Source organism: Vibrio sp. 10N.222.52.C12, assembly GCF_041474215.1.
Taxonomy (GTDB): Bacteria; Pseudomonadota; Gammaproteobacteria; order Enterobacterales; family Vibrionaceae; genus Vibrio; species Vibrio crassostreae_C.
The window spans coordinates 17,973-44,182 of record NZ_JBFRTR010000045.1; the positions used below are offsets into that span (position 1 = coordinate 17,973).

The window sequence follows — 26,210 nt, forward strand, 5'->3', positions numbered from 1 at the left end:
CTTACCGCAGGTCAAATACAAAAAGAGCACCTCATTAGGTGCTCTTTCACTTTTACTTCCCGATATTTTTTAGCTCTAAGGAGCTAACAGTAATTAGCCTTCTAGTAGACTATTACCATTGATAGCAATCTTACGTGGTTGCATCGCTTCTGGGATTTCGCGTTCGAGGTCGATGTGAAGAAGACCATTTTCCATGCTTGCACCTACCACTTTTACGTAGTCAGCCAGTTGGAATTTACGCTCGAAATCGCGCTCTGCGATACCTTGGTATACGAAGGTTTTCTCTGCTTCTGCTTTACGCTCACCTTTCACAATTAGCATGTTCTCTTTCTGAGTCAGATCTAATTGGTCATCAGCAAAACCAGCGACTGCCATAGTAATACGGTAGTTGTTCTCGTCTTTTTGCTCGATGTTGTATGGAGGGTAACCGCCAGAAGAGTTCTTCGATGTATTCGCTTCCATCATGTTGAATAGACGATCGAAGCCGATTGCGTTGCGGTAAAGTGGAGTGAAATCTACAGTTCTCATAATGCTATCCTTTTAGTAAGCAATAGTCTTAGCTGCGAATTTTACTTGGATCTAACCTGTGTGTGACCCAGTAAACAGCTAAGAGATTCAATTCGCATTCCTCGGGTTTCACCTCTATTGGCGACAACGCTGGGACATGGCAATGAATCAATTTTTAAGTTGTGTGCTGCCAAAGTTATCCTCTATTGAGCGATACTTCGTTAGCGGTAATGAAGGTTCTGTTTCTTCTCTTGTAGAGCAAGACAGTCATCCTCTTCACAAATAGATATATGGATTGAGCAAAATAGTTTCAAGGGGTTATTTTCAATTATTTTTGCAAATCAATATTTTTCAATATCTTACAAACATAAAAAAGCACCATCCAAAGGATAGTGCTTTTTTATGATTTTAGTTTTTTGAGACGAAGCTATTTGGCTTTAGTTCAAGGAAGAGGCGCGGAGCATACGAATGTATGTGAGCACCTCTGACACAGAAATTAAGCCAAAGAGCGAAGTATCAAAGAGACTAAACGTCTAGGTTTGCTACTTTCAGTGCATTCTCTTCGATGAAGTTACGACGAGGTTCAACTTGGTCACCCATTAGCGTCGTAAACAACAAATCAGCACCAACAGCGTCTTCAATTGTTACTTGCATCATACGGCGAGTTTCAGGATCCATCGTGGTTTCCCAAAGTTGATCAGGGTTCATCTCACCTAGACCTTTGTATCGCTGTAGGCTTAGACCACGACGAGACTCTTTCACTAACCAGTTCAGAGCATCAACGAAGCTAGAAACTTCTTGAGTACGCTCACCACGCTTAATGTAAGCGCCTTCTTCAATCAAGCCATCAAGAGCTTCAGAAAGATCCGCTAGCTTACCAAACTCTTTAGAGTTAATAAGATCGATACTTAGTAGGTGTTCATGAGTCACACCATGAGTACGAACCACAATCTTAGGAACGCTTAAGCCTAGCTCTTCGTGTTTTTCAACTTCAAGGCTGTATTGGCTTGCACCTACTTCTTTCGCGTTTAGCTGTTCAACAAGCTGCTTACCCCAAGCTTCAACTGCCGCGTCATCATGACACTGCTCGGCCGTTAGACGAGGAACGTAAATCAGTTCGTGAACCAATGCGCGTGGGTAACGGCGGCTCATACGATCAACAAGCTTGATGCCTGCATTGTATTGCTGAACAAGCTTCTCTAAACCTTCACCTGCAAATGCTGGCGCTTCAGGGTTTACGTGCAGTTCTGCGTTGTCTAAAGCCAAAGATACTTGATACTGGTTCATCGCATCTTCATCTTTAATGTACTGCTCTTGCTTACCTTTCTTCACTTTGTAAAGTGGCGGTTGAGCAATGTAGATGTAGCCACGTTCAATCAGCTCTGGCATTTGACGGTAGAAGAACGTCAGTAGCAGGGTACGGATGTGAGAACCATCGACATCGGCATCGGTCATGATGATGATGTTGTGGTAACGCAGTTTATCTGGGTTGTATTCGTCACGACCAATACCACAACCAAGAGCGGTGATTAGCGTTGCTACTTCTTGAGAAGACAGCATTTTATCGAAACGTGCTTTCTCTACGTTAAGGATTTTACCTTTCAGCGGTAGGATTGCTTGGTTCTTACGGTTACGCCCCTGCTTAGCTGAACCGCCAGCAGAGTCTCCTTCCACAATATATAGTTCAGACAGTGCAGGATCTTTTTCCTGACAGTCAGCAAGCTTACCAGGAAGACCCGCTAAATCTAATGCGCCTTTACGACGAGTCATTTCACGAGCTTTACGCGCTGCATCACGAGCACGTGCTGCATCAATAATTTTAGAACAAACTGTTTTCGCTTCACCTGGGTTCTCAATAAGGAACTCAGACAACTTCTCACCCATTGTAGATTCAACGGCAGACTTCACTTCTGAAGAAACCAGCTTATCTTTAGTTTGGCTTGAGAACTTAGGATCAGGCACTTTAACAGAAACAATCGCCGTCAGACCTTCACGAGCATCATCACCAGAGGTCGCAGTCTTCGCTTTCTTAGAGAAGCCTTCCTTGTCCATGAAGCTGTTCAGAGTACGCGTTAGCGCCGCACGGAAACCTGCTAAGTGAGCACCACCATCGCGTTGAGGGATGTTGTTGGTGAAACAGTAGATGTTTTCTTGGTAGCCGTCATTCCACTGCATCGCAACTTCAACGGTAATACCGTCTTCGCGCTCAGAGTTAAAGTGGAAGATTTTTTGGATGATTGGCGTTTTGTTAGTATTAAGGTGTTCAACAAACGCTTGGATACCGCCTTCGTATTCGAAGTGATCCATTTTGTCTTCTTCGCGCTCGTCAATTAGCTTAATTGATACACCTGAGTTCAAGAATGATAGCTCACGTAGACGCTTAGCTAAAATGTCGTAATGGAACTCGATGTTAGTGAAGGTTTCTTCACTCGGCCAGAAACGAATCTCTGTACCTGTTTTATCCGTGTCACCGATAACCGCTAGTGGCGCTTGAGGCTCACCGTGGCTGTAGGTTTGAGTGTGGATTTTGCCACCGCGGTGGATAGTAAGAGTAACTTGCTTAGAAAGTGCGTTAACTACTGAAACACCAACACCGTGCAGACCACCAGATACCTTGTACGAGTTATCATCGAACTTACCACCAGCGTGAAGAACCGTCATGATTACTTCGGCTGCAGATACGTTTTCTTCTGGGTGCAATTCTGTTGGAATACCACGGCCGTCATCGCTCACAGACACAGAACTATCTTCATGGATAGTTACAATGATGTCATTACAGTGACCAGCTAGCGCTTCATCAATAGAGTTATCTACCACCTCAAAAACCATGTGGTGCAGACCGGTACCATCATCCGTGTCGCCAATGTACATTCCAGGACGCTTACGTACCGCATCCAGACCCTTCAGTACTTTAATACTCGATGAATCGTAATTATCTGACATAGTTACTCTCTGACTAATTATCCTTGCTCTATTTTGCCATGTTCCACATGAAACATCCTGCTATTTTCGTCATGCATATCTGCAATCTGATCAGCGGTAATAGAGCTTACAAAAACTTGAGCCTGGGTCGCCTTTAAACACTCAGCAAGACGTGCTCGGCGTTGGCTATCTAATTCGGAAGCGAAGTCATCTATCAAATAGATGCACTGCTTACCTGTCATTTGAGTGAGGTGTTGCCCTTGTGCTACTCGTAGCGCGCACACCATCAACTTCAATTGACCTCGTGACAAGACATCTTCCACTGGAGTGCCGTTCACTTTTATCTTCAGATCCGCTTTGTTTGGCCCACTAAAGGTGTAACCAAGCTGCTGATCCCTTTCAAAATTCTTTTCTAATATATCGGCGTACGGGGTGTCTTTGTCCCAGCCACGATAGTAGTTAATCTTTATCTCAAACTCAGGAAGGAAGGTCGCACAGATTTCTTCGGCGACTTCTTTGAGCTGATCAACGTAGGTGGCACGCCACTGACTGATGCTTTCTGCTAAACGGGCCAATTCTTGGTCCCAATAGCTCAGCTCTCGATAGTGCGTTGCCGTTTTCAATAAGGCGTTTCGCTGCTTATTGAGGCGCTTTACCCTGCCCCACGCATCATAAAAGCCCGACTCACTGTGGAAGACTCCCCAATCAATGAATGCTCGGCGATGCTTAGGTCCATCGGTTAGTAAATCAAACCCTTCAGGGTGAATCAACTGCAAAGGTAAGACTTGAGCTAACTGAGCCAACTTTTGCCCAGTTTGACCGCTTATTTTAACCTCTGTCGTGCCATCGCGCTGCTTATTAATGCCAATTGGCAGCTCAAATTGATCCGAGGTCATAAAACGGCCATGTACAAACAGCTCACTACACTCGTTTTGTATGATACGACCGGTAAGTGAACTCTTGAATGAGCGACCATGTCCGAGCAGATACACCGCTTCAAGGACACTGGTTTTGCCGCTTCCGTTAGCCCCTATAAGAAAGTTAAAGCCTGATGACGGTTGAATGTCACAGGCTTCAATATTTCTAAACTGCTTAACGATTAAGCGCGATAAAGGCATAACGTCTTCATATTAATCTTCAATCACGACTCGGTAGGTCAACATAGGGCAGCTTATAAGCGAATTGGCATAACAACGTACATCGCGCTGTCATCTTGCGCGTTCTCGATAAGAGCACTCGCATTGGCGTCTGACATTGAGATGCGAACTTGTTCACAACGCAGTGTGTTCAGAACATCCAATACGTAGCTTACGTTGAAGCCAATCTCTAGCGCGTCACCGTCGAAGTTAACATCGAGTACTTCTTCTGCTTCTTCTTGCTCTGGGTTGTTCGCGGTAATGCGCATCTCGCTATCCGCAAGGTTAACGCGAACACCACGGAATTTTTCATTCGATAGAATCGCAGCACGAGAAAATGCTGAACGTAATTCATCACAGCCAGCTTCAAGTGTCTTGGTGGTATTTTGCGGCATTACGCGGCGATAATCAGGGAAACGACCATCAACCAGCTTAGAAGTGAAGACATAGTTGTTCACTTCAGCTCGCACGTTAGAGTTACCAATTTGCAGTGTTACTGGCTGTTCAGGTGCATCCAATAGCTTCACTAACTCTTGAACACCTTTACGAGGAACAATGATCTGCTTCTGAGCAAAATCCGCACCCAGTTGTGCTTGAGATACTGCCATACGGTGACCATCGGTCGCTACGCTGCGCAGGATAGAGCCTTCAATCTCAAACAACATACCGTTGAGGTAGTAACGAACATCTTGGTTCGCCATTGAGAATTGTGTTTTCTCGATAAGACCGCGAAGTTCAGCTTGTGTCACTGACACTTCAACTTCACTGCTCCAGTCTTCAATATTTGGAAAATCTGCCGCAGGTAATGTTGCTAAAGAGAAGCGGCTACGACCAGAGCGAACCTGAATACGGTCACCATCCAATACCACCGTGATCACTGAGTTATCTGGCAATCCACGGCAGATATCTAGGAATTTACGTGAAGGTACGGTAATGCTACCCGCTTCGAAATCACCTTCAAGCGTTACACGGCTGATCAGTTCAACTTCTAGATCCGTCGCTGTCATCGACAACACGTTATCTTCTACTTTAATCAGTAGGTTTCCTAGAATTGGAAGCGTTGGCCTGCCACCGAGTGCGCCAGATACTTGTTGTAATGGCTTAATCAGGTGACTACGTTCAATGGTAAATTTCATATCTTGCTCTTACGGTCTAAATGGCACTGCGTAATAGTACGTGGCCAAGATTCTGCTTATTAAGGTTAAGAATACTGTGTATTAAGAAGAAAGGGTACGAATCAAGTTCGAATAATCTTCTTTAATGTCGTGGCTCTCTTCACGCAGCTGAGCAATCTTACGACAAGCATGTAGTACCGTCGTGTGGTCACGACCACCGAATGCATCGCCAATCTCAGGCAAGCTGTGGTTTGTTAGCTCTTTCGCCAGTGCCATCGCCAATTGACGTGGACGAGCAACAGAACGAGAACGACGCTTAGACAATAGATCAGCGACTTTGATTTTGTAGTACTCGGCTACTGTCTTTTGAATGTTATCAATAGTGACCAGTTTTTCTTGCAGTGCAAGTAGGTCACGCAGTGCTTCACGCACGAAGTCGATCGTGATCGGGCGGCCAGTGAAGTTTGCATTCGCAATAACACGGTTCAATGCGCCTTCCAGTTCACGAACGTTAGAGCGTAGACGCTTGGCAATAAAGAACGCCACTTCATCCGCAAGGTGAATTTGGTGGTCTTCGGCTTTCTTCATCAAGATCGCAACACGTGTCTCAAGCTCTGGTGGCTCAATCGCTACCGTCAAACCCCAGCCGAAACGAGATTTAAGACGATCTTCTACCCCGTTGATCTCTTTTGGATAACGGTCAGACGTTAGGATGATCTGTTGATTGCCTTCAAGCAGCGCGTTAAAGGTATGGAAGAACTCTTCTTGAGAACGCTCTTTATTAGCAAAGAATTGGATGTCATCGATAAGCAATGCATCAACACTACGGTAGTAGCGCTTAAATTCTTCGATCGCGTTGTTTTGCAGAGCCTTTACCATATCCTGAACAAAACGCTCTGAGTGCATGTAAACCACTTTCGCATTCGGCTTATTATCAACAATGGCGTTACCCACCGCATGCAACAAGTGCGTTTTACCTAAACCAGTGCCGCCGTATAGGAACAACGGGTTGTAGGCTGTACCTGGGTTATCAGAAACCTGACGTGCCGCAGCCAAACCGAGTTGGTTCGACTTACCTTCAACAAAGTTATTGAACTTATGTTTTGGGTTCACGTTTGAGCGGTGATTCAAGTCAACCGCGACAGGCTCTTCATCACGCCAGATATTATGGACAGGTTTGCGAGCTTGTAATTGCGCAGGTGCTGATGACTCAGCGGCCACATCAGCTGCAGTGCGAGTCTGAGTTGGTGTCGGTGTCGCAGGCTTTGGTGCAATCACACGCTTGCTTCCCACTTCAAAATGAAGATGTGGGATATCGTTACCGCAATATTCTTGCAGCAGACGGTTAATGCTATTTAGATACTTATCACGAACCCAATCGAGTACGAAACGGTTCGGTGCAAATAGAGTTAGAGTATTGTCATTGAGTTCCGCTTGTAACGGACGAACCCACATACTGAATTCTGTAGCTGGTAACTCTTCTTGAAGCTGTTGCAAACACTGCAACCAAAGCGAAGATGACACGGTGCCCTCACTCTATTTAAAGTAATATGAAATGACCGCTAATTTTACCTGTTGATAAGTCAGATCACCAGCAATTGATCACAGATCCAGTGAATAAGATCCAAGTTATTCACAATAAATTTGTAATTTATCGGTGGATCCACACATCTTGCCCCTAATTTACTCACACAATGATCCACTTATGCCCGGATCCTTGCTAGTTATCCCCAAATCGGGAATTCAATCTGGTTATGGTTAATAACATCTGGTTATTTATTCTAGTGAGCATTTTCCCAGTAACATCCAAACCCATAAATATAAGGAGTTACCAAATGAATAACTGGATTAAGGCTGCAATTGCGGCTATCGCACTCTCTGCTGCTACTGTTCAAGCTGCGACTGAAGTTAAAGTCGGCATGTCTGGTCGCTATTTCCCGTTTACGTTCGTTAAACAAGACCAGCTACAGGGTTTTGAAGTGGATTTATGGGATGAGATCGGTAAGCGTAACGATTACAAGGTTGAATACGTAACGGCAAACTTCTCTGGTCTGTTTGGTCTTCTTGAAACGGGTCGCATCGATACCATTTCAAACCAAATTACAATGACGGATGCACGTAAAGCGAAATACCTATTCGCAGACCCATACGTAGTAGACGGCGCACAAATTACCGTTCGTAAAGGTAATGACAGCATTAAAGGCATCGAAGACCTTGATGGCAAGACGGTTGCGGTAAACCTAGGCTCAAACTTTGAACAACTGCTTCGCAGCTACGACAAAGATGGCAAGATCAATGTAAAAACCTACGATACAGGTATTGAACATGACGTGGCACTGGGTCGTGCCGATGCATTCGTAATGGATCGCCTATCAGCACTAGAGCTTATCAAGAAGACTGGTCTACCATTACAACTAGCAGGTCAGCCATTCGAAACAATTGAAAACGCTTGGCCTTTCGTCGACAACGATAACGGCAAAAAACTGCAAGCAGAAGTAAATGAAGCATTAGCAGCAATGCGCGCAGATGGTACGCTAGAAAGTATCTCTCAGAAATGGTTTGGTGCGGACATTACTCAGAAGTAATTACTCACTTTCTCCATTCAAGGCCCACTGCTTTATACAGCGGTGGGCTTTTTGCTTTTGTGCACTGATTAAAAAACCTGATACAACAGTACTTACATATAGAACAACACTGCCAATAAAAATACGAGATAGATTATGGGATTTGACTTTAATTACATGCTAGAGCTGTTGCCAATACTACTGAAGTATTTAGGCACCACGATGGAGATGGCGACCTGGGGCTTGTTCTTTGCTCTGATCCTGTCTCTGATACTGGCGAATATTCGTGTATTCAAAATCCCAGTGCTCGACCAACTGAGCCAGCTGTACATTAGCTTCTTCCGAGGCACACCACTGTTGGTGCAGCTGTTCCTCCTTTATTACGGCTTACCACAAGTCTTCCCGTGGATGGTTGGGTTGGATGCCTTCAGCGCCGCTGTGATTGGCTTAACCCTGCACTTTGCCGCGTATATGGCAGAAAGTATTCGTGCCGCGATTATCGGTATTGATCGCAGCCAGATGGAAGCCAGCCTTTCGGTCGGTATGACAACCAGCCAAGCGATGCGCCGAGTGATCTTACCGCAAGCAACTCGCGTGGCACTGCCGTCGTTGATGAACTACTTCATCGATATGATCAAGTCGACTTCACTTGCCTTCACCCTAGGTGTCGCCGAAATCATGGCTAAAGCTCAGATGGAGGCTTCTTCAAGTTTCCGCTTCTTCGAGGCTTTCTTAGCAGTCGCACTGATTTACTGGGGCGTGGTGGTTATCCTCACTCGTATTCAAATTTGGGCCGAAGTGAAACTGAATAAGGCGTATGTACGATGATCAAATTACAAAATATCCACAAGCAGTTTGGTGACACCGAAGTTTTGAAAGGGATCGACCTAGAAATCAAACAAGGTGAGATAATTGTCATCATAGGTTCAAGTGGTACGGGTAAATCTACCCTACTGCGTTGTGTGAATTTTCTAGAGCAAGCCGATCAAGGCACGATTTCGATTGATGATATCAAGGTTGATACTCAGAAACACACTAAGGCAGAGGTGCTTGCACTGCGTCGTAAGACCGGTTTTGTGTTCCAAAACTATGCACTGTTCGCTCACCAAACCGCGAGACAGAATATTGCTGAAGGTTTAATTACCGTTCGTGGTTGGAAAAAACAGCAAGCCCATGAAAAAGCACAACAAATACTTGATGATATTGGCTTAGGTGACAAAGGTGATAGCTACCCAGCCGCGCTCTCTGGTGGCCAGCAACAACGGGTGGGTATTGGCCGTGCAATGGCACTACAACCCGAGCTTTTACTGTTTGATGAGCCGACTTCAGCGCTCGATCCTGAGTGGGTTGGCGAAGTGCTTAACCTAATGAAAAAACTGGCAAATCAGCATCAAACCATGCTGGTGGTTACCCATGAAATGCAGTTCGCGAGAGAGGTCGCAGACCGAGTGATCTTCATGGCTGACGGTCATATTATCGAGCAGGGATCTCCACAGGATATTTTTGGTAATCCACAGGATCCTAAATTAAAAAAATTCTTAAATAAGGTTGGGATCGACTAAGGATCCTTGTGATTTTAGTTATTCTACGTATAATCCCCCGACCGGAATTTTAGTTAACCCAATCATTGACACTTTTTGTGACAGTGATTACAATTCCGCCTCTTTGTTGAGAGGCGTCGGTTTTCCTTTCTTATATAAAGAAGAGAAAAAATGCCCACGCCGGGTTTAACAAAAACCTAAAACTACTGATCAGTAAGGTAATTACAATGAAACGCACTTTTCAACCTACAGTTCTAAAGCGTAAGCGTACTCACGGTTTCCGTGCTCGCATGGCTACTAAGAACGGTCGCGCAACAATCAATGCACGTCGTGCAAAAGGCCGTAAGCGTCTTTCTAAGTAATCTTTGATTATTTTGAATAAGCTAGCCTTCGGTCGGGAGTTACGCTTGTTAACTCCCGAACATTATCAAAATGTCTTCAAGCAAGCTCATCGAGCTGGCTCCCCTCATTTCACCATCATTGCCCGAAATAACTATCTTTCAAATCCTCGTCTTGGATTAGCCGTTCCGAAAAAGCAGATTAAAACCGCCGTGGGTCGTAACCGATTCAAGCGTCTTACTCGTGAAAGCTTTCGTAACACTCAACACAAACTTCCTAACAAAGATTTTGTTGTAATCGCTAAGAAGAGCGCGCAAGATTTAAGCAATGAAGAAATGTTCAAGCTACTCGACAAATTATGGCTTCGCCTGTCTCGCCCTTCGCGTGGATAGCGCTAATACCCATCTATTTTTATAGATGGTTTATTAGTCCACTCATCGGCCCACGCTGCCGATTTACTCCAACCTGCTCTTTATATGCGATAGAAGCGTTGAAAGCTCACGGTTTTGTAAAAGGGTGTTGGTTATCAGGCAAACGTCTATTAAAATGCCATCCTTTGAACGAAGGGGGCTTTGACCCCGTTCCACCAGTCCAAAAACAAGACAGAGATAAATAACGATGGATTCTCAACGTAATATCCTGTTAATCGCATTGGCTTTGGTTTCTTTCCTACTGTTCCAACAATGGAACGTAGCTCAGAATCCAGCACCACAAGCGGTTGAGCAGGCACAATCTGGCAGCACCCTACCAGCGCCATCTTATGCAGATGATCTAGACCCGGCTCCTGGTCAAGTTGCTTCTTCTGCTAAAACTATCACAGTAACAACTGATGTACTGACTCTGTCAATTGATACGGTTGGTGGTGATGTCGTTAAAGCAAACCTAAACGATTACTCTGCTGAGTTCGATTCTGAAGATACGTTTGTTCTTCTTAAAAACGAACCAGGTCACCAATTTATCGCACAAAGCGGTCTAGTGGGTCCTCAAGGTATCGATTTAAGCAGCACAAACCGCCCAAGCTACACAGTTTCAGCAGACAGCTTCACGCTTGCTGATGGTCAGGATGAACTACGCATCCCGATGACTTACCAAGCGAACGGCCTTGATTACACGAAAACATTCATCCTTAAGCGTGGCAGCTACGCAATGGATGTTGAATACGATGTAGTCAACAACTCTGGTAACAACGCGACATTCGGCATGTACGCTCACCTGCGTCAGAACGTAATGGATGACGGCGGTAGCCTAACAATGCCAACTTACCGTGGTGGTGCTTACTCTACGGAAGATACGCGTTACAAAAAATACAGCTTCGACGACATGCAAGATCGCAACCTGTCTCTTAACCTAGCAAACGGTCAAGGTTGGGCAGCGATGATTCAGCACTACTTTGCAAGTGCATGGATCCCACGCGACGAAGCAGGCAGCAACCTTTACACTCGTGTAATTGGTAACCTTGGCGACATCGGTGTTCGCATGCCGAACAAAACCATCGCTACTGGCGACGAAGCAAACTTCAAAGCAACGCTTTGGGTTGGTCCTAAACTTCAAGACCAAATGGCTGCTGTTGCACCTAACCTAGACCTAGTAGTTGACTACGGTTGGTTATGGTTCATTGCTAAACCACTTCATACTCTGCTTTCGTTCATTCAAGGCATCGTTGTGAACTGGGGTCTGGCAATCATCTGTCTAACTTTCATCGTTCGTGGTGCTATGTACCCACTAACGAAAGCTCAGTACACGTCTATGGCGAAAATGCGTATGCTTCAGCCTAAGCTGACTGCAATGCGTGAGCGTATCGGCGACGACCGTCAACGCATGAGCCAAGAAATGATGGAGCTTTACAAGAAAGAGAAAGTAAACCCACTAGGTGGCTGTTTACCTATCCTTCTGCAAATGCCTATCTTCATTTCGCTATACTGGGCACTAATGGAGTCTGTTGAACTGCGTCACTCACCGTTCTTCGGTTGGATTACTGACCTTTCAGCACAAGACCCATACTACATCTTGCCACTTCTGATGGGTGCTTCAATGTTCCTAATCCAGAAGATGAGCCCGACAACTGTAACGGATCCAATGCAGCAGAAGATCATGACCTTTATGCCGGTTATGTTCACATTCTTCTTCCTGTTCTTCCCTTCAGGTCTGGTTCTATACTGGCTAGTATCGAACATCGTAACTCTGATTCAGCAAACGCTTATCTACCGCGCGCTGGAAAAGAAAGGCTTACATTCTAAGTAAGTTCGATAATAGAAAGAGACAAAGAAAGGCGACCAAAAGGTCGCCTTTTTGTTTTTAGCTGATTACAATTCAGCTAATTGATTAATCGTGAGCGCCCCTTTTTGGCTTTCACATGCTAGCAGGCACAACTATGACTACAGATACGATTGTTGCTCAAGCGACTGCACCCGGCCGTGGCGGCGTCGGTATTATTCGCGTTTCAGGCCCACAAGCAGCCCAAGTTGCGCTTGAAGTTACCGGCAAAGTACTGAAACCACGTTACGCTGAGTACACCCCTTTTAAATCTCACGATGGTTTAGAGCTAGACCAAGGCATCGCGCTTTACTTTCCTAACCCGCACTCGTTTACCGGTGAAGACGTTATAGAGCTGCAAGGCCACGGTGGTCCTGTGGTAATGGATATGCTCATCAAGCGCATCCTCGCTATTCCAGGGCTACGCGCAGCACGCCCAGGTGAGTTCTCGGAGCGTGCCTTCTTGAACGACAAGATGGATTTAACCCAAGCAGAAGCGATTGCTGACCTCATTGATGCCAGTTCAGAAGAAGCGGCGAAATCAGCTCTGCAATCGTTACAAGGCGAGTTTTCAAAACGCATTAATACGCTGGTGGATTCTCTGATTCACTTACGCATCTATGTTGAAGCCGCTATCGACTTCCCAGAAGAAGAGATTGATTTCCTTGCTGACGGTAAAGTAAGTGCTGACTTACAAGCTATCATCGACAACCTCGAAGCGGTTCGCCAAGAAGCCAATCAAGGTGCCATCATGCGTGAAGGTATGAAGGTGGTGATTGCAGGTCGTCCTAATGCCGGTAAGTCGAGCTTACTGAATGCATTATCGGGTAAAGACTCCGCGATTGTGACTGATATTGCAGGTACAACCCGTGATGTACTTCGTGAACATATCCATATTGATGGTATGCCACTGCACATTATTGATACCGCAGGCCTGCGTGAAGCCTCGGATGAAGTCGAAAAAATCGGTATTGAACGCGCTTGGGAAGAAATTGCTCAAGCCGATCGCGTTTTATTTATGGTCGATGGCACCACTACCGATGCAACCGACCCGAAAGATATCTGGCCAGATTTCGTTGATCGTCTGCCGAATAACATCGGAATGACCGTGATTCGTAACAAAGCCGATCAAACCGGTGAAGATCTCGGGATTTGCCATGTTAATGATCCAACTCTGATTCGACTATCAGCAAAGACGGGACAAGGCGTTGATGCACTACGTAATCACTTAAAAGATTGCATGGGCTTTGCTGGTGGCAATGAAGGTGGCTTCATGGCACGTCGTCGCCACTTAGATGCCCTAGAACGCGCATCTGAGCATCTAGATATTGGCCAGCAACAGCTCGAAGGCTATATGGCAGGGGAAATCTTGGCAGAAGAACTGCGTATAACGCAGCAACACCTTAACGAGATTACTGGTGAATTCAGTTCCGATGACCTACTCGGCCGTATCTTCACCTCTTTCTGTATTGGTAAATAACCTTTAAAGGCCGGCTCATGCTGGCCTTTTTCTTTAGTAAGGACAGCTTAATGATCCACATTATTACAGGCAGCACCTTAGGTGGTGCAGAGTACGTTGGCGATCACCTTAATGATCTTCTTGAAGAGCAAGGCCACGAGATCACCCTTCATAATCAGCCTGAATTCGATGATATTCCCCAACAAGGCTTTTGGTTGCTGGTGACTTCAACTCATGGTGCGGGTGAATTTCCAGATAATATTAAGCCGTTTATCGACGCATTGACCCAGCAATCTCCAGATTTAAGCCCGGTTCGCTTTGCTGTCGTGGCGCTTGGTGATTCGAGTTACGATACCTTCTGTTTGGCGGGAAAATCAGTCCACAGCCAGATGAAAGAGCTCGGTGCTCAGCCTATTTCTGACTGTTTTACCATCGATGTATTGGAAACTCCGGTACCAGAAGACGCAGCAGAAGCTTGGTTCAACGATCATAGCGACCAGTTTTAACCTCTCTCCTCTCTCAAAAAGCGGCTTATGCCGCTTTTTTTGTCTCTGAACATCGTGATTGTGAATAACTTTTTTTCAAAAACATCGAAAATTAGCGATCTATTTTCAATTTCTGCTGTGGATAAGATCATACATATACGGTGATTAACCTATAGTTATCCAAATAACAAGTTTTAGGCTAATTTCCTCCTGTGAATAAGTAGCCATTTTGATCCCAGCTAATCCTCATCCTGATCAAAGTTAGATCACATCATTTGATCCAAAAAAGATCCATGATCTCGTTGATCATTTCCGACTTATCCACAGATACCCTCGATCCTAATAATAGATCTAATAAAAGATCTCCTTAAAGATCTTATCTATATTAATTAAAAACAGCTTTTTCGAAAAATCCCAAAAACGTTTTCTCAGGCTATGAAAACAGGTAGAATATCGCTCCTTTTTATCAATCTAGAAAACGTTTGAATACCTGAGGTCGGTTCATGCTTTATCACGAAAAATTTGACGTCATCGTTGTTGGTGGTGGCCATGCAGGAACGGAAGCCGCACTCGCATCTGCACGTACTGGTCAAAGTACGTTATTACTTACTCATAATATCGATACACTAGGACAAATGTCTTGTAACCCAGCCATTGGCGGGATCGGTAAGGGCCACTTGGTAAAAGAGGTCGATGCAATGGGTGGATTAATGGCGCAAGCTATTGATCATGCAGGTATTCAGTTCAGAACATTGAACGCATCAAAAGGCCCTGCGGTTCGTGCTACTCGTGCACAAGCTGACCGCGCACTGTACAAAGCCTTTGTTCGTAACGTTCTTGAAAACACGCCAAACCTGACTTTGTTCCAACAGTCGGTTGATGACTTGATCGTTGAACAGGATCAAGTGGTAGGTGTGGTAACGCAGATGGGCCTTAAGTTCCGCGCAAGCGCTGTGGTTCTGACTGTGGGCACATTCCTAGGCGGCAAGATCCATATTGGTATGGAAAGTTCTTCAGGTGGCCGTGCTGGTGATCCACCATCGATCGCACTGGCTGACCGTCTTCGTGATCTTCCATTCCGAGTTGATCGCCTGAAAACAGGTACTCCTCCTCGTATCGATGCGCGTAGCGTTGATTTTTCTGAGCTTGAGGTTCAGAACGGTGATAACCCGACGCCTGTTTTCTCGTTCATGGGCAGCCGAGCTCAACAACCTCGTCAAATTCCATGTTACATCACGCATACCAATGAAAATACGCATGACGTAATTCGTGCCAACCTTGATCGCAGCCCTATGTACGCGGGTGTGATTGAAGGCATTGGCCCTCGTTACTGCCCTTCGATTGAAGACAAAGTAATGCGTTTTGCTGACAAGAACAGTCACCAAATTTTTATTGAGCCAGAAGGTCTAACGACTCACGAGCTATACCCGAATGGTATCTCTACCAGTCTGCCGTTTGATGTACAGGTTCAAATTGTTCGTTCGATGAAGGGCTTTGAAAATGCTCATATCGTTCGCCCTGGCTATGCGATTGAGTACGATTTCTTTGATCCTCGCGACCTTAAGCTGACTTACGAAACTAAGTTTATCAAAGGTCTATTCTTTGCGGGTCAAATCAACGGTACCACTGGCTATGAAGAAGCGGCTGCACAAGGCTTGATGGCCGGTCTGAATGCAAGTTTGTTTACTCAAGGCAAAGAAGGCTGGAGTCCACGTCGTGACCAAGCTTACATGGGCGTGCTTATCGACGACCTATCTACCATGGGTACCAAAGAACCTTACCGCATGTTTACGTCTCGCGCGGAATACCGTCTGCTGCTTCGTGAAGACAACGCCGATATCCGCTTGACTGAAAAGTCGCGTGAACTTGGCCTTGTTGATGACGCTCGTTGGGCTCGTTTCAACGAGAAGATGGAAAACATGGAGAAGGAGCGTCAACGTCTGAAAGAGACTTGGATTAATCCAAAATCTGAAGATATTGATCAACTGAACCAAATTCTGAAAACACCAATGTCTCGTGAAGCGAGCGGTGAAGATCTTCTTCGTCGCCCTGAAATGACTTATTCACAGTTAACCGCATTGGATCGTTTTGGTCCTGCACTGGAAGATCAACAAGCGTCTGAGCAAGTTGAGATCCAAGTGAAGTACGATGGTTACATTCAGCGTCAACAAGACGAAATTGAAAAATCACTGCGTCATGAAAACACCAAACTGCCTGCTGATATCGATTACAGCAAGGTAAAAGGACTTTCTAACGAAGTGGTTCTTAAACTAACGACAGCTAAGCCTGACTCAATTGGTATTGCTTCGCGAATTTCAGGTATCACACCTGCAGCAATCTCAATTCTGTTGGTTTACTTGAAAAAACACGGCCTGTTGAAAAAAGGTGAGGAAGCATAATGAGCGCATTACGCGAAAAACTGGATCACCTTATTGGCCAGACTGAACTTGAAGTATCTGAAAAACAACGTGGCCAGTTGGTTGGCTACGTTGAGTTACTGAACAAGTGGAACAAAGCTTATAACCTAACATCAGTTCGTGACCCACAAGAAATGATGGTGAAACATATCTTAGATAGCATCATTGTTAGCACTCACTTACAAGGTAAGCGCTTTATCGATGTGGGTACGGGACCTGGTCTTCCTGGGATTCCGCTCTCAATCATGAATCCAGACTGCGAGTTTTACTTGCTAGACAGCCTAGGTAAGCGTATTCGTTTTATCAAACAGGTGATTCATGAGTTGGGTATCGACAACGTGGTACCGGTTCAAAGTCGCGTTGAAGAATTTCAACCAGAAGAAAAGTTTGATGCAGTGCTCAGTCGTGCATTTGCGTCAATGACAGACATGGTAGAGTGGTGTCACCATTTACCTAAAGAGCAATCCGGTGTATTTTTGGCTCTTAAGGGACAACATCCTAGAGACGAAATCGACCTGTTACCTGAATGGTGTTCAGTGACAGACATTAAAGCTTTGCAAGTGCCAGAGCTTGATGGAGAGCGTCATCTAGTTACTTTATCGCGTCAGGGATAATCAGCGAGGCCATAGTGGGTAGAATCGTAGCAATTGCCAACCAGAAGGGTGGCGTAGGAAAAACAACAACTTGCATTAATTTAGCAGCATCAATGGCGGCAACAAAACGCAAGATATTGGTTGTTGACCTCGATCCTCAAGGTAATGCCACTATGGCGAGCGGTGTCGACAAGTATCAAGTTGAAGCAACAGCTTACGATTTGTTGGTTGAAGACACCCCATTTGATGAGGTGGTTTGCCGGAGTACATCTGGCAATTATGACCTCATCGCCGCGAACGGTGATGTTACTGCGGCAGAAATCAAGCTGATGGAAGTGTTTGCTCGTGAAGTTCGTTTAAAAAATGCACTCGAACCCATTCGTAATAACTATGATTTCATCTTTATTGATTGCCCGCCCTCATTAAACCTTCTTACAATCAACGCGATGGCTGCGGCCGACTCCGTATTGGTTCCTATGCAATGTGAATACTTTGCTTTGGAAGGTTTGACTGCATTGATGGATACCATCAGTAAGCTAGCGGCTGTTGTAAACGAGAACCTGAAGATCGAAGGTCTTCTGCGTACTATGTACGATCCTCGCAACCGCTTATCGAACGAAGTATCTGATCAACTCAAAAAACACTTTGGTAGCAAAGTCTACCGAACTGTGATCCCTAGAAATGTGCGTCTGGCAGAAGCCCCGAGTCACGGCAAGCCAGCAATGTACTACGACAAATATTCCGCAGGAGCTAAGGCTTACCTTGCTCTTGCTGGCGAAATGTTGCGTCGTGAAGAAGTCCCAGTATAGGTCCAACCAAAGGAATTCGCTCAATGTCTAAGCGTGGTTTAGGAAAAGGGCTAGATGCATTGCTTGCAACTAGCTCATTGGCTCGTGAAAAACAGCAAGTTGCTTCTCATAGTCAGGCGTTGTCGGCTGATGGTGAGCTTATTGAACTGGCTGTTGGTTGCTTGAAGCCTGGTGTATATCAACCGCGTAAGGATATTGCGCCGGAAGCGCTAGAAGAGTTAGCGGCATCTATACAATCTCAAGGCATTATCCAACCGATCGTTGTACGCCCTTTAGCGCACGACCAATTTGAGATTATTGCTGGTGAACGTCGTTGGAGAGCGGCTCGTCAAGCTGGTCTTAAACAAGTTCCATGCTTGATCAAGAGAGTAGAAGACAAGGCCGCGATTGCGATGGCATTGATCGAGAACATTCAACGTGAAGATCTGAATGTTATCGAAGAATCACAAGCGCTAGAGCGCTTGCAGAACGAGTTTTCACTGACACATCAGCAGGTCGCCGATGTGATTGGTAAATCCAGAGCTACCGTTAGTAACTTATTACGTCTAAATCAGCTCGAAAATGAAGTAAAAGGTTTAGTTTCCAGTAAACAACTAGAAATGGGGCATGCTAGAGCACTGCTTGCGCTTGAAGGTGTTACCCAGGTTGAGGCAGCGAATACCGCAGCAACCAAAAAAATGACCGTGCGTCAAACTGAGCAACTTGTCAAAAAGTGCTTAAAACCAGACGTTGAAGCGGAATCGAAGCCCGAAGACACTGAGGCCATCGAACTTTCACGAAGACTCACGGAAAAATTGCAAGCAAACGTTTCAGTTACTCGTTCTGTTAGCGGTAAGTCAAAAGTGACAATTACTCTTGATGAGCCTCACAAATTAGAGCAACTTATTGCTAAACTAGAGTACTAAATGAGATAATTGATTTAGGTCAATTATGTAATAAACAAGTAATTTCTTACAAAAGTTGTCGGTTTGTATACAGAAATGTAAATGATTGCTGCATTCTTATTGCAATCAATTTGGCTGAACGTATAATTTTCGCCAATTTCTCAGCACGCTTTTAAGCGAGTGGTAAAGTGGGCTTAAAGAGGAACGAATACATGGTAGCGGCGTTAGCAAGACCAGGACGAGTGCTTGCAAAGCAAATGTTATTGATCGAGCTTAGCGCGGTTATATTAGTGGCGATAGGGTTAGGTTTAGCTGTTAATCCTGATTGGGGTTTTGCTGCATTGGTTGGTGGCGGTATTTTTGTCATCGCGAATGTGGTTTTTTGTGTGTGTGCTTTCCTATTTTGTGGAGCTCGCGCAACTAAGTTAGTTGCGGCGTCGTTCTATGCAGGTGAAGCACTAAAGATCCTTATCACAGTTCTACTATTCTCTATTGTCTACATGTATATGCAGGTGGAATTAATTCCCCTCAAACTGACCTATTTACTGGTTCTAGGTATTAATATCTTTGCGCCAGTGCTTTTCATTAACAATAAAAAATAGGATGAGTTATGGCTGCGCCAACAGCATCCGGATACATTGAACACCATTTACAAAACCTTTCTTTAGCTAAGTTTGGTCTTGTAGAGGAGACAAGTTTCTGGAACGTACATATAGACAGTCTGTTTTTTTCGGTGTTGACAGGGATGTTATTCCTTTGGGTTTTTCGCTCAGTCGCTAAGAAAGCAACAGTAGGTGTACCTGGTAAGCTTCAGTGTTTTGTTGAAATGGTAGTGGAATTCGTTGGCGACAACGTTAAAGAAACTTTCCATGGTCGCAACCCTCTGATTGCCCCACTAGCACTGACTATATTCTGCTGGATTATCATTATGAACTTGATGGACTTAGTGCCTATCGATTTCTTACCATATCCTGCAGAGCATTGGCTAGGTATCCCTTACTTGAAAGTGGTTCCTACAGCTGATGTAAATATAACCATGGCAATGGCTTTGGGTGTTTTTGCTCTGATGATCTACTACAGCATCAAAGTGAAAGGCCTAGGCGGATTTGCTAAAGAATTGGCACTGCATCCATTTAATCACCCAATCATGATCCCATTTAACTTGGTACTTGAGGTAATTTCGTTATTAGCGAAGCCACTATCTCTAGGTATGCGTTTATTTGGTAATATGTTTGCGGGTGAGGTGGTGTTTATTCTTATCGCGGCAATGCTACCGTGGTACTTACAATGGGTAGGTGCACTACCTTGGGCTATCTTCCATATCTTAGTTATATTGATTCAAGCGTTTGTTTTCATGATGTTGACAATCGTTTACTTATCAATGGCTCATGAAGATAGTGATCACTAAAAAATTTTTAAGCTTTATTCTAACTATTAATGTTAATCGGAGAACGTAAATGGAAACTGTACTAAGTTTTTCAGCAATCGCTGTTGCTATTATTGTTGGTCTTTGTGCCGTAGGTACTGCAATTGGTTTTGCTATTCTTGGTGGTAAATTCCTAGAAGGCGCTGCGCGTCAACCTGAAATGGCTCCAATGCTACAAGTTAAGATGTTCATCATCGCTGGTCTACTGGATGCTGTTCCAATGATCGGTATCGTAATCGCACTACTATTCACGTTTGCTAACCCATTTGTTGGTCAACTAGCAGGCTAATTAACTCTTTAATAGTTAATTAAATTTTTGTAGTTGATTCTTAACGAGGGGTAGCTGTTGTGAATATGAACGCAACTCTGCTAGGTCAAGCAATTGCTTTTTCACTGTTTGTTTGGTTCTGCATGAAATATGTATGGCCACCAATCATGCAAGCAATTGAAGAACGTCAGAAAAAAATTGCTGACGGTCTTGTAGCCGCTGAACGCGCTGCTAAAGACTTGAACCTGGCACAAGCCAACGCTTCTGAGCAAATGAAAGAAGCAAAGCGCACTGCAACTGAGGTTATTGATCAGGCAAACAAACGTAAAGCTCAAATTATTGATGAAGCACGCGAAGAAGCTCAGGCAGAACGCCAGAAAATCTTAGCGCAAGCTGAAGCAGAAATTGAAGCAGAGCGTACACGTGCCCGTGATGACCTGCGCAAACAAGTCGCAACTCTGGCTATAGCTGGTGCTGAGAAAATCCTTGAGCGTACAATCGATAAAGATGTACACGATGATCTTCTTAACAACATTACTGCAAAACTTTAAAGCAAGGGGCTGTATATGTCTGATTTGACTACAATCGCACGCCCCTATGCTAAAGCAGCGTTTGACTTTGCGGTAGATAAAGGTGAGCTAGACCAATGGGGTCAAATGCTTACTTTTGCTGCCGAAGTGGCACAAAATGATGATGTTCACAATTTATTAAGCGGTTCTATGACTGCTGAAAAATTAGCTGAAGTATTCATTGTAATTTGTGGCGAACAATTTGATGAATTCGGCCAGAACTTAATTAAAGTGATGGCAGAGAATGGCCGCTTAATGGCTTTTCCTGATGTTTGTAAAGAGTTCTTTATACTCAAAAAAGAGTATGAGAAAGAGATCGACGTTGAAGTTACTTCAGCTGTTGAACTTTCTGAAGAACAACGCACAAGCATTATCAGCAAATTGGAACTGCGCCTTGCGCGCAAAGTTCAGCTGAATTGCAGTATAGATGAGACTCTACTTAGTGGAGTTATTATTCGAGCCGGAGACCTAGTCATCGATAACTCAGCGCGCAGTCGTTTAGACCGCCTGAGCGATGCATTGCAGTCTTAATGGGGATTGGAGCATGCAACTTAATTCCACTGAAATTAGCGATCTAATTAAACAACGTATTGAATCTTTCGACGTTGTTAGTGAAGCTCGCAATGAAGGTACTATCGTTTCTGTAAGCGATGGCATCCTTAGCATCCACGGCCTAGCGGACGTGATGCAAGGTGAAATGATCGAACTACCGGGTGGCCGTTACGCTCTAGCACTGAACTTGAACCGTGATTCGGTTGGTGCTGTTGTAATGGGCCCGTATGCTGACCTACAGGAAGGCATGAAAGTTACAGGTACTGGTCGTATTCTAGAAGTACCAGTAGGTCCTGAAATGCTTGGTCGTGTTGTAAACACGCTAGGTGAGCCAATTGATGGTAAAGGTCCAATCGAAGCTAAATTGACTTCGCCTGTAGAAATTATCGCACCAGGTGTAATCGACCGTAAATCGGTAGATCAACCTGTTCAAACTGGTTACAAGTCTGTTGACTCAATGATCCCTATCGGTCGTGGTCAACGTGAACTAGTAATCGGTGACCGTCAGACTGGTAAAACAGCAATGGCGATCGATGCGATTATTAACCAAAAAGATTCTGGTATTTTCTCTATCTACGTAGCTATCGGCCAAAAAGCGTCGACTATTGCTAACGTAGTTCGCAAACTAGAAGAGCACGGCGCACTAGCAAACACTGTTGTTGTTGTTGCATCGGCTTCTGAATCTGCAGCGCTGCAATACCTTGCACCGTATGCTGGTTGTGCGATGGGCGAATACTTCCGTGATCGCGGTGAAGATGCACTGATTGTTTATGATGATCTATCTAAGCAAGCTGTCGCTTACCGTCAGATCTCACTACTGCTTAAGCGTCCACCAGGTCGTGAAGCGTTCCCTGGTGATGTTTTCTACCTTCACTCTCGTCTACTAGAGCGTGCTGCTCGTGTAAGCGAACACTACGTAGAAGAATTCACTAAAGGCGAAGTGAAAGGCAAGACGGGTTCTTTAACTGCTCTTCCTATCATCGAAACGCAAGCTGGTGACGTATCTGCATTCGTACCGACGAACGTAATCTCGATTACCGATGGTCAGATCTTCCTACAAACTGAGCTATTCAACGCGGGCGTACGTCCAGCTGTTGACCCTGGTATCTCAGTTTCTCGTGTAGGTGGTTCGGCGCAGACTAAAATCATCAAGAAGCTATCTGGCGGTATCCGTACTGCTCTAGCTCAATACCGTGAACTTGCAGCATTTGCTCAGTTCTCTTCGGATCTTGATGAAGCGACTAAGAAGCAGCTAGACCATGGTCAAAAAGTTACAGAACTGATGAAGCAGAAGCAATACGCTCCTATGTCTGTATTTGACCAAGCTCTAGTAATCTTCGCTGCAGAGCGTGGATACCTTCAAGACGTTGAACTTTCTAAAGTTCTAGACTTTGAAGCTGCTTTACTGTCGTTTGCTCGTGGTCAATATGCCGATCTAGCAACACAGATCGACACAACGGGTGCTTTCAATAAAGAAATCGAAGCTGAGCTGAAGAAGCTTGTTGACGATTTCAAGGCAACCCAGACCTGGTAATTGGTAGGTGGTCTTAGGGCCACCTCATACCATTAACGGAGAGTAACGATGGCCGGCGCAAAAGAGATACGTAATAAAATCGGTAGTGTTAAAAGCACACAGAAGATTACGAAAGCAATGGAAATGGTAGCAGCTTCAAAAATGCGTCGTTCTCAAGACGCAATGGAAGCTACTCGTCCATATGCAGAAACAATGCGTAAAGTGATCGGTCATTTGGCTAATGGTAGCCTCGAGTATAAGCATCCTTATCTTGAGGAACGTGAAGCCAAACGTGTTGGTTACATCATCGTTTCTACAGACCGTGGTCTTTGTGGTGGTTTGAACATTAACTTGTTCAAAAAAGCCATGAACGACATGAAAGATTGGTCTGAGAAAGGTGCTGACGTTGAACTTGCAATTGTAGGTTCAAAAGCGACAGCATTTTTCAACAACAGCGGCGCGAAAGTAGCAGCTCAAGTTTCTGGTCTGGGCGATCGCCCAAGCCTTGAAGACTTGATTGGCTCTGTAAGCGTTATGCTGAAGAAATATGATGAAGGCGAATTGGATCGCCTGTTCGTAGTGTTCAACAAGTTTGAAAACACTATGGTACAAGAACCAACGATCGATCAATTACTTCCTTTGCCTAAATCAGACAGCGAAGACATGAAACGCGATCATGCTTGGGACTACATTTATGAGCCTGAGCCAAAACCACTACTAGATGCACTACTGGTTCGCTACGTCGAATCTCAAGTATATCAAGGTGTGGTCGAGAACCTTGCTTGTGAGCAAGCGGCTCGAATGATTGCTATGAAATCAGCAACAGATAACGCTGGTGACATTATTGATGACTTAGAACTTGTGTACAACAAAGCGCGTCAAGCGGCAATTACACAAGAACTTTCTGAGATCGTTTCAGGCGCAGCTGCGGTTTAAGCTTAGGTAAAACTAAATAGTTAGAGGATTAACGATGGCTACAGGTAAGATCGTACAGATCATCGGTGCGGTAGTCGACGTAGAGTTCCCACAGGGTGAAGTACCTCGTGTATACGACGCTCTGAATGTTAATGAAGTACAAGAACGTCTAGTTCTTGAAGTTCAGCAACAACTTGGCGGTGGCGTAGTTCGCGCAATCGTAATGGGTAGCTCTGATGGTTTACGTCGTGGTTTGACAGTTGAAAATACTGGCGCTCCAATCTCAGTACCAGTAGGTACTAAGACATTGGGTCGTATCATGAATGTCCTAGGTGACGCGATTGATGAGTGTGGCGAGATTGGTGCTGAAGAGCATTACGCCATTCACCGTGAAGCTCCAAGCTACGAAGAGCAGTCTAACGAGACAGCTCTTCTAGAAACTGGTGTTAAAGTAATCGACTTGATTTGTCCATTCGCTAAGGGTGGTAAAATCGGTCTATTCGGTGGTGCTGGTGTAGGTAAGACCGTTAACATGATGGAACTTATCAACAACATCGCACTTCAACACTCAGGCCTATCTGTATTTGCAGGTGTAGGTGAGCGTACTCGTGAAGGTAACGATTTCTACTTTGAGATGCAGGAAGCAGGTGTTGTAAACATCGAAAAACCTGAAGAATCAAAAGTAGCGATGGTTTACGGTCAGATGAACGAGCCACCAGGTAACCGTCTACGTGTTGCCCTGACTGGCCTAACAATGGCAGAGCGCTTCCGTGACGAAGGTCGTGACGTTCTACTGTTCGTTGATAACATCTACCGTTACACACTAGCAGGTACTGAAGTATCAGCACTTCTAGGTCGTATGCCTTCTGCGGTAGGTTACCAACCTACACTGGCTGAAGAAATGGGTGTTCTACAAGAGCGTATCACGTCAACTAAAGCTGGTTCTATCACGTCTGTACAGGCGGTATACGTACCTGCGGATGACTTGACTGACCCGTCTCCAGCAACAACGTTCGCTCACTTGGATGCAACGGTTGTACTTAACCGTAACATCGCATCTATGGGTCTATACCCTGCGATCGACCCGCTAGATTCTACTTCACGTCAACTGGATCCATTGGTAGTTGGACAAGAGCACTACGACATCGCTCGTGGCGTTCAGTCTACTCTTCAGCGCTATAAAGAGCTGAAAGATATCATTGCTATCCTAGGTATGGACGAGCTATCTGAAGAAGATAAGCAAGTTGTATCTCGTGCTCGTAAGATTGAGAAGTTCCTAACTCAGCCTTACCACGTAGCGGAAGTATTTACAGGTGACCCAGGCATTTACGTACCTCTTAAAGAGACTCTACGTGGCTTCCAAGGTCTTCTATCTGGTGAATACGATGACATTCCAGAGCAAGCGTTCATGTACTGTGGTGCAATTGACGAAGCTATCGAGAATGCTAAGAAGCTATAAGGCTAACTAGGAGGCGATATGGCAGCAATAACCTTTCACCTAGACGTTGTAAGTGCAGAGAAACAAATTTTCTCAGGCCTTGTTGAGACGTTTCAGGTGACCGGTAGTGAGGGTGAACTTGGTATTTTCCATGGTCACTGTCCACTGCTGACCGCTATCAAGCCTGGCATGGTGCGTATTGTTAAGCAGCACGGCCACGAAGAAATAATTTATGTTTCTGGTGGTATGGTAGAAGTTCAGCCTGGTACAGCAACTGTACTGGCTGATACAGCTATCCGTGGTGAAGAGCTAGACGCAGCAAAGGCGGAAGAAGCTAAGCGCAAGGCTGTGGAGAATATCCAAAATCAGCATGGCGACATAGACTTCGCACAAGCGGCCGGTGAACTGGCTAAAGCCATTGCTCAGTTACGAGTTATCGAACTGACAAAACAGCGTCGTTAATCTTTTTAAGATTACAGACTCTGAGATAAAGGCGACCTAAGGG

At 45.0% G+C, this 26,210-nt stretch carries 28 protein-coding genes; 23 read left to right on the forward strand and 5 right to left on the reverse strand.

What is annotated here, in order from left to right:
* Nucleotides 1-93: 93 nt before the first annotated feature.
* Nucleotides 94-528, reverse strand: a complete 435-nt coding sequence (locus tag AB4623_RS08425; protein WP_009848140.1) for an Hsp20 family protein — start codon at nucleotides 526-528, stop codon at nucleotides 94-96.
* 142 nt (nucleotides 529-670) lie between these two features.
* On the opposite strand from AB4623_RS08425, the gene AB4623_RS08430 reads away from it, so the two are divergent.
* Nucleotides 671-793, forward strand: coding sequence for a hypothetical protein (locus AB4623_RS08430; protein WP_267869012.1), 123 nt, complete (start codon nucleotides 671-673; stop codon nucleotides 791-793).
* A 239-nt stretch (nucleotides 794-1,032) separates the two neighbouring features.
* Here the strand turns inward: AB4623_RS08430 and gyrB are convergent, their stop codons facing one another.
* From gyrB to dnaA, 4 genes are all read right to left on the reverse strand, one after another.
* A complete protein-coding gene (gene gyrB / locus AB4623_RS08435; protein WP_017058811.1) occupies nucleotides 1,033-3,450 on the reverse strand; it encodes a DNA topoisomerase (ATP-hydrolyzing) subunit B in 2,418 nt (805 codons plus the stop codon).
* A 17-nt stretch (nucleotides 3,451-3,467) separates the two neighbouring features.
* Nucleotides 3,468-4,547, reverse strand: coding sequence for a DNA replication/repair protein RecF (gene recF, locus AB4623_RS08440; protein ID WP_017058810.1), 1,080 nt, complete (start codon nucleotides 4,545-4,547; stop codon nucleotides 3,468-3,470).
* A 53-nt stretch (nucleotides 4,548-4,600) separates the two neighbouring features.
* Nucleotides 4,601-5,701, reverse strand: coding sequence for a DNA polymerase III subunit beta (dnaN, locus tag AB4623_RS08445; RefSeq protein ID WP_017058809.1), 1,101 nt, complete (start codon nucleotides 5,699-5,701; stop codon nucleotides 4,601-4,603).
* A gap of 81 nt (nucleotides 5,702-5,782) precedes the next feature.
* Nucleotides 5,783-7,204 (reverse strand): chromosomal replication initiator protein DnaA, encoded by a 1,422-nt coding sequence (gene dnaA / locus AB4623_RS08450; RefSeq protein WP_017058808.1) that lies wholly within the window; start codon nucleotides 7,202-7,204, stop codon nucleotides 5,783-5,785.
* A gap of 311 nt (nucleotides 7,205-7,515) precedes the next feature.
* On the opposite strand from dnaA, the gene AB4623_RS08455 reads away from it, so the two are divergent.
* From AB4623_RS08455 to AB4623_RS08560, 22 genes are all read left to right on the forward strand, one after another.
* Nucleotides 7,516-8,265: an amino acid ABC transporter substrate-binding protein gene (locus AB4623_RS08455; RefSeq protein WP_009848135.1), complete on the forward strand. Its 750-nt coding sequence runs from the start codon at nucleotides 7,516-7,518 to the stop codon at nucleotides 8,263-8,265.
* A gap of 135 nt (nucleotides 8,266-8,400) precedes the next feature.
* Complete coding sequence (locus AB4623_RS08460; RefSeq protein WP_009848134.1) at nucleotides 8,401-9,072, forward strand: amino acid ABC transporter permease; 672 nt, start codon at nucleotides 8,401-8,403, stop codon at nucleotides 9,070-9,072.
* On the forward strand, nucleotides 9,069-9,806 hold the full coding sequence (locus tag AB4623_RS08465; protein ID WP_017058807.1) for an amino acid ABC transporter ATP-binding protein: 738 nt from the start codon (nucleotides 9,069-9,071) through the stop codon (nucleotides 9,804-9,806). Before AB4623_RS08460 ends, AB4623_RS08465 begins: the two co-directional genes overlap by 4 nt.
* 206 nt (nucleotides 9,807-10,012) lie before the next feature.
* Entirely contained in the window at nucleotides 10,013-10,147 is a 135-nt protein-coding gene (gene rpmH, locus AB4623_RS08470) for a 50S ribosomal protein L34 (protein ID WP_004735800.1), read from the forward strand.
* A gap of 45 nt (nucleotides 10,148-10,192) precedes the next feature.
* Nucleotides 10,193-10,516 (forward strand): ribonuclease P protein component, encoded by a 324-nt coding sequence (gene rnpA, locus AB4623_RS08475; RefSeq protein WP_372146161.1) that lies wholly within the window; start codon nucleotides 10,193-10,195, stop codon nucleotides 10,514-10,516.
* A complete protein-coding gene (yidD, locus tag AB4623_RS08480) occupies nucleotides 10,483-10,740 on the forward strand; it encodes a membrane protein insertion efficiency factor YidD (protein ID WP_004735802.1) in 258 nt (85 codons plus the stop codon). The genes rnpA and yidD overlap by 34 nt, the downstream gene beginning before the upstream one ends.
* A 2-nt stretch (nucleotides 10,741-10,742) precedes the next feature.
* On the forward strand, nucleotides 10,743-12,365 hold the full coding sequence (yidC, locus tag AB4623_RS08485) for a membrane protein insertase YidC (RefSeq protein WP_017058806.1): 1,623 nt from the start codon (nucleotides 10,743-10,745) through the stop codon (nucleotides 12,363-12,365).
* 130 nt (nucleotides 12,366-12,495) lie between these two features.
* The gene (mnmE, locus tag AB4623_RS08490) at nucleotides 12,496-13,857 is read left to right on the forward strand and encodes a tRNA uridine-5-carboxymethylaminomethyl(34) synthesis GTPase MnmE (RefSeq protein WP_372146163.1); all 1,362 of its coding nucleotides are present in this window, start codon (nucleotides 12,496-12,498) and stop codon (nucleotides 13,855-13,857) included.
* 50 nt (nucleotides 13,858-13,907) lie between these two features.
* Complete coding sequence (mioC, locus tag AB4623_RS08495) at nucleotides 13,908-14,342, forward strand: FMN-binding protein MioC (protein ID WP_017058804.1); 435 nt, start codon at nucleotides 13,908-13,910, stop codon at nucleotides 14,340-14,342.
* A 482-nt stretch (nucleotides 14,343-14,824) separates the two neighbouring features.
* Complete coding sequence (gene mnmG / locus AB4623_RS08500; RefSeq protein WP_102429010.1) at nucleotides 14,825-16,720, forward strand: tRNA uridine-5-carboxymethylaminomethyl(34) synthesis enzyme MnmG; 1,896 nt, start codon at nucleotides 14,825-14,827, stop codon at nucleotides 16,718-16,720.
* Complete coding sequence (gene rsmG, locus AB4623_RS08505; protein ID WP_017058801.1) at nucleotides 16,720-17,352, forward strand: 16S rRNA (guanine(527)-N(7))-methyltransferase RsmG; 633 nt, start codon at nucleotides 16,720-16,722, stop codon at nucleotides 17,350-17,352. Before mnmG ends, rsmG begins: the two co-directional genes overlap by 1 nt.
* A gap of 14 nt (nucleotides 17,353-17,366) precedes the next feature.
* Nucleotides 17,367-18,140 carry a ParA family protein gene (locus AB4623_RS08510; RefSeq protein WP_029235097.1) on the forward strand — a complete coding sequence of 258 codons (774 nt, stop codon included), beginning with the start codon at nucleotides 17,367-17,369 and terminating at the stop codon, nucleotides 18,138-18,140.
* A gap of 23 nt (nucleotides 18,141-18,163) precedes the next feature.
* Nucleotides 18,164-19,045: a ParB/RepB/Spo0J family partition protein gene (locus tag AB4623_RS08515; protein WP_017063024.1), complete on the forward strand. Its 882-nt coding sequence runs from the start codon at nucleotides 18,164-18,166 to the stop codon at nucleotides 19,043-19,045.
* A gap of 191 nt (nucleotides 19,046-19,236) precedes the next feature.
* A complete protein-coding gene (locus AB4623_RS08520) occupies nucleotides 19,237-19,626 on the forward strand; it encodes a F0F1 ATP synthase subunit I (protein ID WP_010433210.1) in 390 nt (129 codons plus the stop codon).
* An 8-nt stretch (nucleotides 19,627-19,634) separates the two neighbouring features.
* Nucleotides 19,635-20,432, forward strand: coding sequence for a F0F1 ATP synthase subunit A (gene atpB / locus AB4623_RS08525; protein ID WP_009848124.1), 798 nt, complete (start codon nucleotides 19,635-19,637; stop codon nucleotides 20,430-20,432).
* A 49-nt stretch (nucleotides 20,433-20,481) separates the two neighbouring features.
* The gene (atpE, locus tag AB4623_RS08530; RefSeq protein WP_004411110.1) at nucleotides 20,482-20,739 is read left to right on the forward strand and encodes a F0F1 ATP synthase subunit C; all 258 of its coding nucleotides are present in this window, start codon (nucleotides 20,482-20,484) and stop codon (nucleotides 20,737-20,739) included.
* Between the two features lie 59 nt (nucleotides 20,740-20,798).
* Nucleotides 20,799-21,269, forward strand: coding sequence for a F0F1 ATP synthase subunit B (atpF, locus tag AB4623_RS08535; protein ID WP_010433231.1), 471 nt, complete (start codon nucleotides 20,799-20,801; stop codon nucleotides 21,267-21,269).
* A gap of 15 nt (nucleotides 21,270-21,284) precedes the next feature.
* A complete protein-coding gene (gene atpH, locus AB4623_RS08540; protein WP_010433233.1) occupies nucleotides 21,285-21,818 on the forward strand; it encodes a F0F1 ATP synthase subunit delta in 534 nt (177 codons plus the stop codon).
* Nucleotides 21,819-21,831: 13 nt separating this feature from the next.
* On the forward strand, nucleotides 21,832-23,373 hold the full coding sequence (atpA, locus tag AB4623_RS08545; protein ID WP_017063023.1) for a F0F1 ATP synthase subunit alpha: 1,542 nt from the start codon (nucleotides 21,832-21,834) through the stop codon (nucleotides 23,371-23,373).
* A gap of 48 nt (nucleotides 23,374-23,421) precedes the next feature.
* Entirely contained in the window at nucleotides 23,422-24,288 is an 867-nt protein-coding gene (gene atpG / locus AB4623_RS08550; protein ID WP_017058793.1) for a F0F1 ATP synthase subunit gamma, read from the forward strand.
* A 34-nt stretch (nucleotides 24,289-24,322) separates the two neighbouring features.
* Nucleotides 24,323-25,726: a F0F1 ATP synthase subunit beta gene (atpD, locus tag AB4623_RS08555; protein WP_017058792.1), complete on the forward strand. Its 1,404-nt coding sequence runs from the start codon at nucleotides 24,323-24,325 to the stop codon at nucleotides 25,724-25,726.
* A gap of 18 nt (nucleotides 25,727-25,744) precedes the next feature.
* A complete protein-coding gene (locus AB4623_RS08560) occupies nucleotides 25,745-26,167 on the forward strand; it encodes a F0F1 ATP synthase subunit epsilon (RefSeq protein ID WP_017058791.1) in 423 nt (140 codons plus the stop codon).
* Nucleotides 26,168-26,210 lie beyond the last annotated feature (43 nt).